The sequence below is a fragment of the Nostoc sp. T09 genome, assembly GCF_002154695.1.
Taxonomy (GTDB): Bacteria; Cyanobacteriota; Cyanobacteriia; order Cyanobacteriales; family Nostocaceae; genus Aulosira.
Genome location: NZ_MTAV01000004.1, coordinates 106,766 through 122,812 on the forward strand (window position 1 = coordinate 106,766; position 16,047 = coordinate 122,812).

General features: G+C 39.9%; 8 protein-coding genes and 1 pseudogene. 5 read left to right on the top strand and 4 right to left on the bottom strand.

The features are described from left to right. Positions 1–66: 66 nt before the first annotated feature. Positions 67–231, top strand: a complete 165-nt coding sequence (locus BV372_RS35890) for a hypothetical protein (RefSeq protein ID WP_179197953.1) — start codon at positions 67–69, stop codon at positions 229–231. Positions 232–456: 225 nt separating this feature from the next. Here BV372_RS35890 and BV372_RS02915 read toward each other — a convergent pair whose 3' ends face one another. The 3 genes from BV372_RS02915 to BV372_RS02925 all read right to left on the bottom strand — a co-directional run bounded on the left by BV372_RS02915 (position 457) and on the right by BV372_RS02925 (position 9,404). Then, complete coding sequence (locus BV372_RS02915) at positions 457–1,611, bottom strand: CapA family protein (protein WP_086683008.1); 1,155 nt, start codon at positions 1,609–1,611, stop codon at positions 457–459. A 268-nt stretch (positions 1,612–1,879) separates the two neighbouring features. Beyond that, positions 1,880–2,803, bottom strand: coding sequence for a M48 family metallopeptidase (locus BV372_RS02920; RefSeq protein ID WP_256973072.1), 924 nt, complete (start codon positions 2,801–2,803; stop codon positions 1,880–1,882). Positions 2,804–2,999: 196 nt separating this feature from the next. Next, positions 3,000–9,404: an AAA family ATPase gene (locus BV372_RS02925; RefSeq protein ID WP_086683014.1), complete on the bottom strand. Its 6,405-nt coding sequence runs from the start codon at positions 9,402–9,404 to the stop codon at positions 3,000–3,002. Between the two features lie 1,377 nt (positions 9,405–10,781). Between BV372_RS02925 and BV372_RS02930 the strand changes: the two genes are divergently transcribed. The 3 genes from BV372_RS02930 (at position 10,782) to BV372_RS37360 (ending at position 15,407) form a co-directional block, all read left to right on the top strand. Then, positions 10,782–14,378, top strand: coding sequence for an NB-ARC domain-containing protein (locus BV372_RS02930; protein ID WP_086683040.1), 3,597 nt, complete (start codon positions 10,782–10,784; stop codon positions 14,376–14,378). Between the two features lie 128 nt (positions 14,379–14,506). Beyond that, on the top strand, positions 14,507–15,055 hold the full coding sequence (locus BV372_RS37355; protein WP_086683017.1) for a transposase family protein: 549 nt from the start codon (positions 14,507–14,509) through the stop codon (positions 15,053–15,055). Then, on the top strand, positions 15,030–15,407 hold the full coding sequence (locus BV372_RS37360) for a transposase family protein (RefSeq protein ID WP_086683020.1): 378 nt from the start codon (positions 15,030–15,032) through the stop codon (positions 15,405–15,407). Before BV372_RS37355 ends, BV372_RS37360 begins: the two co-directional genes overlap by 26 nt. A 155-nt stretch (positions 15,408–15,562) precedes the next feature. Here the strand turns inward: BV372_RS37360 and BV372_RS02945 are convergent. Further along, positions 15,563–15,832, bottom strand: a pseudogene (locus BV372_RS02945) (transposase); the annotation flags it as partial. Between BV372_RS02945 and BV372_RS35895 the strand changes: the two are divergent. Further along, positions 15,787–15,948, top strand: a complete 162-nt coding sequence (locus BV372_RS35895; RefSeq protein ID WP_179197954.1) for a hypothetical protein — start codon at positions 15,787–15,789, stop codon at positions 15,946–15,948. The pseudogene BV372_RS02945 and the gene BV372_RS35895 sit on opposite strands and share 46 nt — an antisense overlap. Positions 15,949–16,047: the final 99 nt, after the last annotated feature.

Sequence of the window (16,047 nt, forward strand, 5' to 3'; positions counted from 1 at the left end):
TTTTTCACAACTTAGATTAGGATTGCCATATAAGCTCTGCTTCTTGTAGCCAGACATCGCACCTGTGTGCTTAATCGCAGTGCGACAAAGTTTGAAGTACGCCAACACGACTCTGAAGTACCTCAACACGACTCTGAAGTACTTCAACACGACTTTGAAGTACCTCAACACGATTCTGAAGTACTTCAACACGACTTTGAAGTACCTGTTACTCTGTCAGCATATTTTTAGTGCGATCGCTATTTCCCAACCGCGGATCATAAAAACCTGCTGCTCAAACTGCGATAATCTGAGCTAGATATTGTTTGCAGTGCGATCGCTTTTGTAGCTTGTTGCGACTGTCTTAAAAATCAAGCGATCGCAAACAGAAAACTTATATGCAACTTGCTCCACTTGGCTTTTACCCAAATGGAGTAAGTCTCTGTTCTGCTTTTGTTCGTAAATTAATCAAATTCACTACTTACTATTCATCACAATAATTTCCCCTTTTTTATTAAACTTCACCGGATTCTTGGGAAAATCTTGATTATTCAAATAACGCAGAAGTCCCACAGTCCGGAAACGCTGATCGACTCTGGGAATTCCCTGACGATCTAGATGAATAGGAATAACTTTACCAGATACTAAATTTCCTTTAGAGTTGAGTTTAGCTTCTAAAATCATTGAGTAACCTGTCTCAGCAGCTGTAGATAAAGTCCGATAGCCCAAAAAGTTGCCTAAAGAATAAGCAATCAGTTTTCCTTTATACATTTCTAATGCTCTAGGAACATGAGGACCGTGTCCTATAACTAAGTCTGCGCCCATATCAATCATTGCCCGAGCAAACTGCATAGAATTGCCTCGGTTTTCTCCATAGAAAAACTCTGTTTCATTCTTAATATGTAATGCTCCTGTGCCTTCAGCGCCTACCTGCATTGACACAACTACAATGTTTGCATTATTTTTAGCCTCTAATACCAAAGCTTTTGCTGCTGCTAAATTGTGAACAGAATTATAAAAATCATAAGTAGTAAATCCGATCATTGCTACCGGAATATTATTAGCTTCTAAATAAAGAATTTGATTTTTATGCCCTAATGTTTCAATGCCAACAGATGCAAGATTCTTAACTGTATCTTGAAAGCCTACAGAGCCAAAGTCCATTGCATGGTTATTCGCTAAATTGAGTACATCAAAGCCAACATCAGCAAATAGCTTGGCATAATCAGGTGGAGAGCGAAAGGCAAAAATTTGTCCTTTACTCATATCCTTAGAACTATAAGGATAGGTAGTTAAACTACTCTCAAAATTCCCAAACAAAATATCAGCCCCTTGCAAATAACCTCTTACTGATTTTGGCAGTAGTTCATCGCGAAAGCGAGGCAGTCTGTAGTTAGGAAAATTGGTTCCTGGGATGACGTCTCCAACAGCTTTAATAGTAATAGTGTCTGAAGGTATTTGCTTATTTTCAGGGATAACAAAGGGAAATGGTAGGTTTTCACTAGGTGTCGTTGCGGCATTTGAACGCTGAATCTGTCCAAAACGAATAATAATTCCTATACCAATACCAAGACAAAAACAAAAACTAATAAATCCCACTGAGAATAAACGTCCCAGCTTTTGATTAACCATTGTTCACTCCTCACACAATGGCATCAGTCTATCCCAAGAATCAAAAATCTTTGTATATTTTCTTCGGTTGTTTTGGCAAAATTTAATATAAAATAGAAACCCAACACTAGAAACTATGCGTTGGGTTTATTGCTGCAATTGATTTTAATAAATTTACGCTAACTATTGTGTTTAGGACTTACGCAATCGTGACGGAAAACTAGGCTTTTGCGATTACTTCGCTTCGCTCGTAATGACGTAAAATTGTAGTGCGTAAGTCCTGGTGGTATTACTTACCAAATCTCCGGTCTATATCATCTGCTTGTGAACCACCACGAGTTGAGTTAATTCGTAAGGAGGTTTGATCTTTAGAAAGGTTATAGGTTAGAGGCTTGGTTTTAGATATTCTTGCTTCACCTTCTTTCGCCAAAGTTTGAGGTGGATACTTAATCATTAAAGCTTTAATCGCCTCAATTCGTTTGGGTACAGCTGGATGATCTGTATCAGTTTCAGAACCCGGAATTTGAGATAGAACTTGCATGACTCTCAGACAGCCTTCAGGCTCAAATCCAGCTTTTACAGAAGCTATATAGCCAATTTCATCAGCTTCAAATTCGTGCTGTCTTTCTTGCGCTGCTAGACGTTCCTCTAGCTCTTGTTTCTTTTTCTCAATAATTTGATTAATACGTTTTTGTGAATCTGCTTGGCGTTGCACACCTTGATTGCCAAGTACCGAGCCTAACAAACCGCCAATAGTTCCCCCGACTACACGATTTACAACCGCACCACCAACAACAGCAGCAGTTGACTCGTTATTTGCAGCTTCTTGTTCTCCTAGAACTTCTCTCTTGGCTTCTTCCTCAATTTTGGCAATCAACTCAGTTTTTTGAGTTACACCAGTAGCAATGTGACGTTTAGCATGGTGGCCCATCTCATGGGCGACTACACAAGCCAACGCTGAAGAGTCGCCTGCTAATTGGTCAAGTATGCCATCATACACAGCAATGAGATTGACATCAGTGGCAAATGCATTGACATTGTATTTGGGAATAGCCACAATCCGCCAAGGTCGATTATCAAATTCATTGGCACGTGCAATCCGATCTACGACTCGGTAAAGAGCATAAAAATCTTCAGGTAGTTGCTTTTTAGCCTGCTCGTAAATTGTTGCAGATGTAGATGCTGGCTTTCTTTGTGGGGTTGGTTTAGCCAAGACTGGTAGGGTTGCAGAGCACAAAAATAAGCACAAAGAGCTGGTAGTCAGAAGTGTTCTTTTCCAGTTGGGCATTCTTTTCAGTATTATCTTATGGGTAAATTATTTTTATACAATAAACTAATTACGCACTGAATTCTATATCTGATGAGATCTTTTATTGAAACTAGTACGAAATTACTCTTGTGCTCTTGTATCAGCAGCTACTTTTAGCTTGAACAGGCAGCGCTATGGTAAACTCTGAACCTTCTCCCAGAACGGAATCAACGTGTATCGTTCCCTGATGGCGCTCGATGATAATTTGACGAGCGATCGCTAATCCCAAACCTGTGCCTTTGCCAACTGCTTTTGTAGTAAATAGGTGCTCAAAGATTCTCGTCTTGACTTCTTCGCTCATGCCGATACCGTTATCTTTGATCCGAATTACGACATGGGGAGTCGTGAAAGTTTGACCATCTTGAACAAGTTCAGTGTGAATTGCAATCTGATGAGAATGAGGGCGAAATTTACCCTGTCTGCGTTGCTGATTGAATTCCTCTAAACTATCGATGGCATTTGCCAAGATGTTCATAAACACTTGGTTGATTTGTCCGGGAAAGCATTCCACCGCAGGTAAATTACCATAGTTTGTAATTACCTCAATCGCGGGGCGTTGTCCGTTAGCTTTGAGGCGATGTTTAAGAATCAGGATTGTACTGTTAATACCTTCGTGAATATTAAAAGGAATTTTGTAATCTTGATCGGCTCGCGAAAAGGTGCGCAAACTAGTACTGATACCGCGAATCCGCTCAATGCCAAGTTTCATGGAGTCAATGAGCTTAGGTAAGTCTTCACGCAGATATTCCAAGTCGATCGCTTCAGCTGCATCTACAATTGCCTGACCAGGATCGGGAAACTGCTGCTGATAAAGGTCGAGTATTCCCAAGAGATCTTGAATGTAATTTTTGGCGGGTTGTAAGTTACCTGCTAAAAACCCCACTGGATTATTGATTTCATGAGCAACGCCTGCAACGAGATTACCCAAGGCAGACATTTTTTCATTCTGCACTAGCTGTAATTGAGTTTGTTGCAAGTCTTGCAAAGCTGTTTCTAACTCTTGAGTTTTTTGCTGCGCTTGAGCTTCGGCACGTTTGCGTAAGCGAAGCTCGTCGTAGACATCGCTGATATTAATTGCTGTCCCAATTAGTTGATGAATTCTACCGGTGCGATCGCGCAGGGGATGAAAGGTTGTCAGCCACCAAGTTGGCTCATGATTAAGGGAGAGACACTGCTCAACAGCAATGCTAGTTCCGGCGGTAATGCAACTGAGATATTGCTGCTTGACTACAGCACCTTCTACTTCACCATGTATCTGTTCTGGAGTTTTGCCGATGACTTCATGAGCAGATACACCTGTAACTTTAGCTGCTGCTGGGTTCCAGCCTGCATAAAGAAATTCTTGGTTTGCCGTGACATTAATCATAAATATCGGATGATCGACACCATCGTAGATACTGCGGAGGAATATTTCTTGTTCGCGAATTTTTTCTTCTGCAAGCTTGCGATCGCTGATATCTATAACTATGCCATCCCAGATGAGCGAGTCATCTTTTTGCTGCTGCGGTTGCGCCGCAGATTGAATCCATTTAATTTTTCCTGAAGGTGTAATAATCCGCCATTCGTGTTTAAATGGCGTTAAGGTTTGGGCAGAGTAGCTAATTAACTGTTCAATCTGGGAATTATCATCAGGATGATTCATCGAATAAAGATTATATATCCCCGCCATAACTTCCTCTGGTGCCAATTCATACAGTTCGTAGCAACCACAACTTACATAGGGTGTTGATGTAGTACCATCGCTAGCTAAACGAAACTGGTAAATCATGCCAGGAATGTTATCAGCAAAGTTCTGGAAGCGGGTATCACTGGCTCGCAGTTCTTCTAAAGATTGCTCCAACTGCTGACTGTAAATCTGAGAACGCTGGTAGAGGCGGGCATTTTCTAAAGAAATGGCAGCTTGAGTACAGATAAGATTGAGAATTTCGACGCGATCGCTCGTAAATGCTCCCGTCGTCAAATTGTTTTCTAGATACAGAATCCCCAACAGTTTACCCTGATGCATAATTGGGGTACATAAAATACTCTTGGGTTGCTGGTGCAGAATGTAGGGATCAGCTAGCAGTAAAGGATCGGTGGCGGCGTCAATTAACACTGATGATTGCAGTGTTCTTTTGACAGAGTTAATTAATAAGCTTGGAAGTTCCTGACTTTTTTCTAGGGGAACAGATTGCAGCACTATCGGTTTTTCAGTTGTGATCGTAGCCTCAATTACTAACCTATCTTCTTTGTTCAACAACAACGCACATTTATCTGCGCCGGCATTTTCTAACACTACCTGAAGCAGGGTAGAAAGTAATTTTTCTAGATGAATTTCGCTAGAGAGCATCTGAAACGATTTCAGAACAGTAGCTAAATCTAATACCGCAGAGATGCCATTGCTACTATATTTAGTAGTTTCGTTAGTGCTTTCATTGTCAGTAGTGACGCTCTCCACCACTGGAATCGTCAAATCACAGGAAAACAGAATGCTATCTGGTTGCAGGATGGGGATGAGAAACTGTGGATAGCATTGCTCAAGCTGCTTAACTTTGGCAGATGCACCCCAACGAGCATAACAATAGTAAGCATTAATTAAATACTCTTGAACAATACTATTTTTCCCCCATGCTAAATAGAATTTAGCTGCAAGTTCGTTGGCTAGAGCTTCTTCGTGAGGGTAATCGTTAGCTTTGGCTGTGGTAATTGCCAGATCATAAAAATCAAGTGCTTCAGCTTTGTGGTTGAAAACGCGATGGCGTTCCGCTTCCACTAAATAAAATCTGTGCAGGTGATTTGCTGGCGCAGAATCAGCCCACTTTTTGATTTTTTCTTGGTTGATAGTGACTCGCTGCTGAATGCGTTGTTGTTCCTCAAGGGAAACTTGAGGATAAATTGCCAGATGTGCCAGAGAATCATAGGTGTAGAAACTAGGGATGATAAATAATCCTGTCGCCGCACCCAGATAATTTTCTGTGGCGATCGCATCTGCAACTGCTGACTCAAACTCCCCAAATAAATAATTAAGGACTAGTTTATTGCAATGGAAATAGCACAGTACTGTTTGATCTCCTCCTTGCTGAAGCATCGGCAGCATTTGCTCTTCATTAAAAGCATCCCCAACAAACTGCCAAGGTTCAATGCTATCCCCCAATAAATTTAAAACCGCTTGCTGAAAAATTAGAATCTGATTCACTAATGCTGCTTGTTTAAGTTGAGTTAATTGGGTGCAAAAAGCAGCAGCCTCGCGATTTACATCAATTAAATCTTGCCCAGCAAACCAAGAATGCATGATGTAAACGATCGCACAAATACTAGCCCAAAGTAAGTCTCCAGTTTCCAATCCACTTTGGTAGCCTTCTGTTAACAAAGGCAAGGTATTTCTCACAGGTTCTTGCCAATGCAAAGTCCCAAGGCTAACTTCTCCATAGGTTTTGGCTTTTTGTTCTTTCTCATTGAACTGTTCGAGTAACTTTAGTGCCAACTGCCCAAATTGATAGCCAAAGTTGAGTTCTCCTTGTACCCCACATAACAACTGTCCATAGCAGCCATAGCCATAGGTAGAAGATGGAGTATTGCCATATTCAATAGATAAGTTGACTTGCGCCAAAATAATTAAAGGAAATAATGTCGGCACTGCAATATAGGCAGAAGAAGAGACAGCCGGCAGAATCCGCATCGCAGCTAATTTTTCTGGGTTGGTCATCTGAGGTAGAGTTACTAAATCCAGTGGTTGCCTGTCAGCTAACATGGATGTAGTTCTCTCCATTGCCCGTGCAATATCTAATTCATTAGGTTGTTCTGGAAAAGTTACTCCTAAGGAATGAAGAATCTTGAGCGCAATTTGCAATGCTTCTAAGGGTTGGTGCTGTGCTTGCGCAGATTGGATTTGAATTTCATAAATTTTTACTATATCTAACAGACAGGTGACGTTTTCCTGAATCACATCTACCAACTTTGCCATCTGCTCTAAATTGCCGTTCAAATAAGCAGCCTTGGTTGCAGCTGTGTAAAGTGCTAGGGTAAGCTCATACTGAGTTTGCCAACTATCTTTTGTCAGTAAGCTCATACCCGCGATCAAATATTCTAAAGCTGCTGCATGGGCTGTGGCAGTTCTGGCTTTATGTCCGGCTTGAAGATTAAGTTGGGCGAGTTGCGTTTGCTGGGCTTGTTCAACAATCAGATTTTTACCGATATTAAATTGATTGACAATCTCAAATAGTTTTTCTTCTTGTTCTGCAACTGACGTATTACTTAGCAATAGTTGCCCAATTTTTAGGTGAGTCGCTGGTTTCTGCTCCTCTGGAATCAAAGAATAAGCAGCTTGCTGGACGCGATCGTGTAAAAATTTGTAATCAGGTAAGCGGTTAGCAATAATAGATAATTGACACGCGTCGTTGTCATCACCACAGTCTTGAAAAAATTTATAAACTTCACTTGTGGGTAAAATCAGTCCCTCTTGCAGTGCCTTCCACAAATCGGTGGCTGTTTCTATCTGAGATTTTTCGTAAATAATAGCTAGAGTTGCTAAGTCAAAAGAGTTACCAATGCTAGCAGCAAGTTTTAATACTGTTTGTGTGGCGGTGGGCAACTTCTGAATCTGATCCGCCATAAATTCAACAACATCGTCAGTCAGTGCTAGCGATCGAATTTGGGCAATATTTCCTTGCCAGCAACCAGTATTGATATTAAAAGTTATACATTCCTCTGCATACAATACCTTGAGAAATTGCGTAGCAAAAAAAGGATTGCCGTTGGTTTTTTGATAAACTAATTCTGCTAAAGGTACTGCTAGTTCTGAAGCACAACTCAGAGTATCAGCAATCAAGTTATTCAGGTCGCATAGCTTCAGTGGAGTTAAGGTGATGGTGTTGACGATCGCTTTGGCTTTGCTAATCTTATCCAGTGCCGACATGAGTGGATGAACAGAAGAGACTTCGCGATCTCGGTAAGCACCAATGAGTAGGAGATAGCCTGTTTCTGCCTCACTCATTAATAATTGCATCAATCTTAGTGAAGCCGAGTCTGCCCATTGCAAATCATCTAAGAAAATTACTAGGGGATGGGCTGGCGTGGTAAAAATTTGAATAAATTTTTGAAACAGCAGATTGAAGCGATTTTGCTCTGCACTTGCAGACAGTCGCGGCGCAGGAGGTTGTTTACCAATAATTAGTTCAAGTTCCGGAATCACCTCAACAATTACCTGCCCGTTATCACCCAAAATAGAAAGAATTTGAGTTCGCCATTGCGCTAATTGAATGTCTGTTTCTGTTAGCAGTTGTCCCATCAAGTCGCGTAATGCTTGCACAAACGCCGAAAAAGGAATATTGCGCTGAAACTGGTCAAACTTACCTTTGATGAAGTAACCCCTTTGCCGGACAATCGGCTTGTGGACTTCATTAACGATGGCTGTTTTGCCGATACCGGACAAGCCTGCAACTAGCATCACTTCGCTGCGGGAATTAGTATTGCTGGCTACTCGCTCGAATGCATCCAGCAAAGTTTGTACTTCTGCTTGGCGACCATAGAGTTTTTCTGGGATCAAGAAGCGATCGCACACATCCCGCTGTCCGATCTCGAAAGGTTCAATCTTTCCTGTTTTTTGCCATTGAGTCATACAAAGTTCTAAATCATGCTTCAGTCCTAATGCACTCTGATAGCGGTCTTCCGCATTTTTTGCCATCAATTTCACAATGATGTCTGAAACTGGTTTGGGAATTGCCTCAATTTTGTAATTTAAATTTGGCGAACAGTTGAGCCAATCGCTTACGGGAGTTACTTCTGTAGTCAACTGTTCAAAACGAATTTTGAATTGCTCTAAAGGCGTTGGTTGTTTGGCAATATGACAGTGAATCAGCTCCATTGGATCGTGGGATTGAAAGGGAGGCTGACCTGTAAGCAGTTCAAAAAAAGCGATTCCCAAGGAATAGAAATCACTGCGATAGTCAATTCCCCGGTTCATCCGTCCAGTTTGCTCTGGAGAAATGTAAGTGAGGGTTCCTTCTAGAACATTGGGACTTTTAATTTCCTGAGTTTCTCTGGGCAGCAGAGAAGCTATGCTCAGGTCAATTAGTTTAACTTCTTTTGTCTGGGGATTGATGACAATATTATCCGGTTTAATATCTTTGTGAATTACCCGGTGCTGATGCAGTTCCTGAAGAATATCTACTATTTGCAGAGCGATCGCCAGAAATTCAGTGATTTCTAGTGGCTGTGTTTTGGTGTAATCCCGCAACGAAATACCACCAAAGTCTTCCATTACTAGCACATAGCTATTGCCATAAGGTTCTAGGCTGTAATGTCGAACTACACCAGGGAAATCAAGATTTTTGGCGATCGCGTACTGATTGCGAAACTGCAAAAGTTCATTAAAGGTTGGATAATTAGATTTTAGGGATTTGATGATTACAGGTTGCTGGTCAATCTCTCGGATACCTCGGTAAACAATAGTTCTAGAACTCACGTGCAGTTGTTCAACAACTTGGTATCCTAAAATTCCCCATCCTAATTCCAGCCCTGCGATCATACCTAGTTACCTCATCTGCACAATGGCTTTTTCTTAATGGCTTTAACAATACAATATAAGTATTCCCATTAGTTAGTTTTTTCTAACTGGAATATGATTAGACTAATAAGAAGATCAGCGTAAATAATTCTCCACTCTTGCTCAAAAATTAAAGAGTATTTACGTTCTCTTGCTGCACTTTCACGGGAGCTACTCGATACCGCCCTCGCTTCGTTAGCGATAAATGTTGTAATACTTAAAAATATTCGCAATTGGTTTGCACACTGCTGTTAATGTACCTCATCCGATTAAAATCTCCTACTATATAATGCGGCGATCGCATCGCTGATTTCACCGCCATATATAGAACTGCTATTTGATTTTTGAAAAAATTCTGTCTACTTTAACATCCTTTCTTTCCTGTTCCCTACCTCTACAAGTGATTTCACTGAATCAAATCGGATTGCTATATATCGATTCACTTGCAAGTTTTTTTTGAGCTTAATTACCAACTTGTTTGCAAACTTTGAGTTGAACCTAATTATCGGATTTACGCACTGTACAAATAGCTAATTATATGCATTGACTAGACTGCAACTTTAGCGGTTTTTTGTAAATCAAAATTAATACAATCCTCATAATTTCCTCACTTTTTATAGATATTCTGAACATAAAGGCTCTGATAAAAGCGAACTCATGCATTCCGAAACAGCCACAGCCAAAACTTGGACTTAATACAGATAAACAAATTTTTGACAATTATTAATAATAATTGTGTATATTATCACATTTTATTGTAATTTTTTTTATTTCTTTTAGTAGAAGCCTGCTGCCTATAAAAATAGTTAATCTCTTAAGACCTTTGCTTCAATGATTAATAGTTATAGCAGAATTCAGAACTAAAATACTCTTTATGCTTGGGTTTGAGGCTGAGAATCTGTACTTCACCGACTTGAAACTTCTGGTTTTATCACATGTAAAATTGTGATCGATTAAGAAATATTGGGATTGTAATGATGTGACAAACTGGATTAGGTCATAAAGTATTTATCATCAATATGTCACAAAAAGCTATAGATTATATCAAATGCTTGGTATTTTACTAATAATTTATCCTTGGAATATCAACGAGTCTTTTGAGAAATTACTCAACGACAATTCTAATGCCAAAAAAATTAAAAAACTGTTAATGAAGATTTAAATTTTGTTAGGAAGAAAACAATTTAGAGCAAGCTTTCTATTTATACTGTAAGAAAGTGAGAAAAAATCATAAAAAATCAGATAAAAATTAAAAAATGGTTGTTTTTAAGAAATCAAGCTTAAAATCAGCTTTATAAATCAAATTTAATAGTTAATACTGCCATAAACTTTTTCTTATAGCCTGTGGGAGCAATAGATTTGACGTTTGAGCAAGCAATGCTGGTTTTAGATCAAGTGTTACAGCAAAAGCATTTAAGTAACATTCAAGAGCTAGTGCTGCGTCAGTCTTGGGAAGGTTACACTTATGCACAGATTGCTGAAAGCTCCGGCTATGACGATGATTATATCCGAGATGTGGGGTATCGTTTATGGCAGACTCTTTCAAAAGCATTAGGAGAAAGTGTCAACAAAAGTAATATTAAATCTGTATTGAGACGGCGCTATTCAAGTCTCCCACAAGCAGAGTTACAAATACTGACCCCTGTAATAGACGCAACTCCTAAGACACAACCGCACCAAGACTGGGGAGAAGCAATAGATGTATCTATCTTCTATGGTCGCACGGCAGAACAAGCAAAACTACAAGGATGGATTGTTAAGGAAAAATGCCGTTTGGTAGCGCTACTAGGTATGGGAGGAATTGGTAAAACAGCTTTGTCTGTAAAGTTAGCAGAACAACTACAGGACAATTTTGATTATGTAATTTGGCGCAGTCTGCGGAATGCTCCACCTATAGTTGAGCTACTCAAGGGAATAATTTTATTTGTTTCCGATCAGCAGGAAGTAAATTTGCCAGACGCTGTAGATAGTCAAATTTCTTGCCTGATGAATTATCTGTCCTCCCAACGTTGTCTGATAGTCCTAGATAATGTTGAATCGATTTTGGAAAGTGGCAAAAGATCCGGTTCCTATCGTTCTGGATATGAAGGATACGGGCAACTTTTTCGACGGGTAGCAGATGAACGCCATCAAAGTTGTTTGGTATTTACAAGTCGGGAAAAACCAATTGGTTTCGCAGTTAGAGAAGGGGAAAGCTTACCAGTGCGATCGCTGCAACTTACTGGGTTGTTACAAACAGAAGCACAGCAAATTCTGGCAACCAAAGGACTAGTGACTTCAGCGGCTGAATGTAAAAAATTAATTCAAAGCTATACAGGTAATCCTCTAGTTTTGAAAATTGTTGCTACCACAATTCAACGCTTATTTGATGGAAATGTTAGGCAATTTCTCCAGCAGGCTCCTATAGTTTTTGGTGATATTGGGCAGATATTAGAGCAACAGTTTAATCGTCTATCTGCCAACGAAAAGCAAGTCATGTATTGGCTAGCAATCAAACGACAATGGGTAAAGCTCACAGAATTAGAAGAAGATATTGTACCAACCATCTCTAAACGAGAATTACTAGAAGTGCTGTTATCTTTGCAAGGGCGATCGCTCATCGAACAGCAATCAGGCAGCTATACCCAACAACCTGTGGTCATGGAATACATGACTGACAAACTGATTCAACAAGTTTGTAGTGAAATCGTCACTGGAGAAATTGAATTATTCAATGCCTACGCCTTGATGGAAGCTACGGCTAAAGATTATGTCAGTGAAAGTCAGAAACGGGTGATTTTGGCACCGATATTGAGTCGGTTAAAAACTACCTTGAAAAACCGAGCAGCAATTGAGAGGCGACTTAAAGAGATTATTTCCATATTGCAAACCAAATTTTCAGCAATACCTGGATATGCTGGCGGCAATACAATCAATCTACTGCGTCAGCTAAAAGTTGATTTTACAGGCTGGGATTTTTCTGGTTTGACAATCTGGCAAGCTTGTTTTCAAAGTATAAATCTGTATCAGGTAAATTTAAGCAATACAGATCTGAAAAAATCAGCTTTTAATGAGGCTTTGGTCAACATTCTTACCGTCAAATTCAGTCCTGATGGTAAGCTGCTGGCGACTGGTGATGCCAATGGCGGAGTACGCCTGTGGAATATAGAAGATGGTCAACAACTGCGACATCTTGAGAGACATCCTGGCTGGGTTTGGCAAGTAAACTTCAGCCCAGATGGCAAAACTCTAGCAAGTTGCTGTGAGAATGGCATTATTAAACTCTGGGATGTAAACACAGGGCAATGCTTGCATACCTTACATCAGGATACAGTACGAAGTTGGTTATCGAGCTTCAGCCCGGATGGTAACCTACTAGCTAGTGGCAGAACAGACCAAACAATCAAAATCTGGGATGTCCGTGAAGGTAAGTGCGTAAAAACACTCGAAAGGCAGACTAATATCATTGGTCCGGTTGTGTTCAGTCCGAATGGAAAAATTCTCGCCAGTGGAAGTGAAGACAAAACGGTGAAACTCTGGGATATCAACACTGGTGAATGTCTACATACTTTGGCAGGACACAATCAAGCAATTTGGTCAGTTACCTTCAGTCCGAATGGAAAAATTCTCGCCAGTGGAAGTGAAGACAAAACGGTAAAACTTTGGGATGTTAGCACGGGTAGATGCTGGAAGACTTTACAAGGACCGCACATCGAATTAGCTTGGTCAATTGCTTTTAGTCCCGATGCTCAAACTTTGGCGATCGCAGGCGAAGCCTCTGTAATTAGTTTATGGGACCTTAACACAGGAAAATGCATTAAAACTTTGTCAGGTCATACCACTCGTGTATGGTCAGTTGCCTTTAGTCCAGATGGCAAAACTCTCGCTAGCGGTACTGAAGACCAAAGTATAAGATTATGGCAAGTGTCTACAGGACGATGCATCAAGACTTTACAAGGATATCCAGTTTTTATTGGCTCAGTAACTTTCAGCCCAGATGGTCAGTTCTTAGCTGGTACTACAGGCCATATAGTGAGATTGTGCGATATTGCTAATGGAAATTCCCTAAAAAGCTTGTATGGTCATACTCGCGACGTTATGGCCCTGGCTTACAGTGCTGATGGGCAGACATTAGTAAGTGGTAGCCTAGACAGCACAATTCGTTTCTGGAATGTCGATACAGGCGAATGTCTCAAAACCTTAAGGGAGCATAGTAGTTTTATCTTTTCACTGACCTATAGCCCAGATGGTCAAACCCTGGCGAGTGGAGGTGCAGACAAGACTATCAAAATCTGGGATGTAACAACTGGACAATGCCTGAAAACTTTAGAAGGACATACAGGTTGGATATTTTCAGTAGCTTGGAGTGTTGATGGCAAATTTTTAGCTAGTATGAGCGAAAATAGCATTCATTTATGGGATGCAAGCACAGGGCAACGTCTTCAGATCCTAGAAGGATACTATTGCTTTATTGGGTCAATTGCCTTTAGTCTCAACAGTCAAGTCTTAGCTACTGGCGATAGAGAATACAAAATTAAGTTTTGGGATATTACCACAGGGAACTGTTGGCAAACATTGCAGGGACACAGAACCACTGTAACTGATGTCAAGTTTAGTCCCAACGGCGAGATCGTTGCTAGTGCGAGTCACGATCAAACTATTAAGCTTTGGAATAGCCAAACGGGGGAATGTCTGAAAATACTAGAAGGACACAGTAATTGGATCTGGGCGATCGCCTTTCATCCTAACGGTAATATCCTTGCTAGTGGCTCTCAAGACGAGACAATTCGGCTTTGGGATATTGCAACAGGAGAATGTTTGCAGATTTTGCGATCGCCTCGTCCTTATGAAGGTATGAACATTCAAGGCGTTACAGGTTTAAGTTCAGCCCAGAAAGCGACTTTAAAAACTCTCGGAGCCGTTGAAGAAATTGCGCACACTCTTAACCATGAAAACCGTTTTTTTTGTGTGTCTTAGTGGTTCGATATCTGGCGTTGCATAATAAAGGGATGAATTGAGGTGTTCTACTAGACTCGTCCGGAATATGATTTGGGTACAAAAAAATGGTAGAAAGTAAAATTGACTTTCTACCATTACTTGATTAAATGATTAGTACCTTCGATTATATACAAAAGTATCCCTCGCGTGCCAAGCAACTTTTGGGAATTAGTTATGACCAATTTATTGACCTGGTCAAATGTGCAAAAAAATGTCATGAAGAAGAACAGTTTAAACTTGAACAAAGCAAAGTTAGAATACATCGTCGTGGAGGTGGACGTAAGGAATTATTATCCATCCCAGAACAAGTATGTTTGTGCTTGTTTTATCTGAGACAAATACCTACATTTGAAGTTTTGGGAATGATGTTTGGTATATCAAAAACTGAAGCGAACGATACTTTTCATTATTGGAGACAAATATTCCGGAAGATTCTCCCTTCTACTTTACTGGAACAAGTCGAAAATCAAAAAGGAGATTTAATGATTGTACAAGAAATATTAACGAATTTTAAGTTGTTGGTTGATAGTCTAGAACAGCCGATTGATAGACCATCTGACAACGAAGAACAAAAAAAGTTCTTCTCGGGCAAGAAAAAACAGCATACTGTAAAAAACCTGCGGAGTTTCCTTGCCAAAGGGAAAAGACATAATTGATGTGAAAGTAAGATTCCCAGGTTCAACGGCAGATATAAAATTATTTCGAGAACAACTTACTAAATTTGATGAACAGCAAGAATTTGAAGGTGATAAAGCGTACCAGGGTGGGAAAAATATTACTACCCCTGACAAAAGGAAAAGGAAACAAAATTTAAACGAGCAACAAAAAGAAGAAAATAAAACTTTATCTAGTAAGCGTATATTTGTAGAGCATTTAATACGTGTTGTGAAAATTTTTCAAATTGCATCACAAAGATTTAGACTGAGTTCTGATGTTTATAATGAAATAATTTTGTTAGTTTGTGGTCTGGTAAGACTGCGAATTGGAACTTTGGTTTTACCTAGATAATTTATATTAACTAAAAATTATGTCTGCGTGAGACAAGATTATGTATTTTTCTGCTCTAAACTATCAGTAACTATATTAAATCCTGATTTCTACGTTGAAACAGAATCTGCAAGGACTGGTCTCAAAGCCTTGTAAATATCGGCTTGCGAGTTTTCGGATGGGTCTAATGGAGTTTCGTTACTATAAGAAGACATCCCTATAAAATACTGTAGATAAGGGTTCTCCTTAATTTGTTCTACTGTTTCTCTGTCGCTTATCCCTAGTTTTTCTTTAATTATTAATGCTCCTAATGCCATCCTCAATGGCTTTGCTGGCGCTCCCATCTCTCTAGAGAATTCGTCAGAATATTCGTCTTCAAATTCTGCCCAGGGTACTAAAGATGCCAGAACTACCCAACGATTATCTGATGATAACTTGCTTGAAATTTTCGGTACATGGTTACAAACAGCACGCTTTAGTACTGATGGTCACGGTGATGCAAGGATTTTGGACTATCCTACCCTTAAGTCTTGCACCTGAATATACTTCTTTGGTCAGATAATCTATATATTGTCAGCTTCTTTTTCTTTTTCAGCAACCCCTAAATAGTCTGTTTGGTATGGTCTTTTGACAGTTGTAGCCGTTGAACGTTAATTTATTG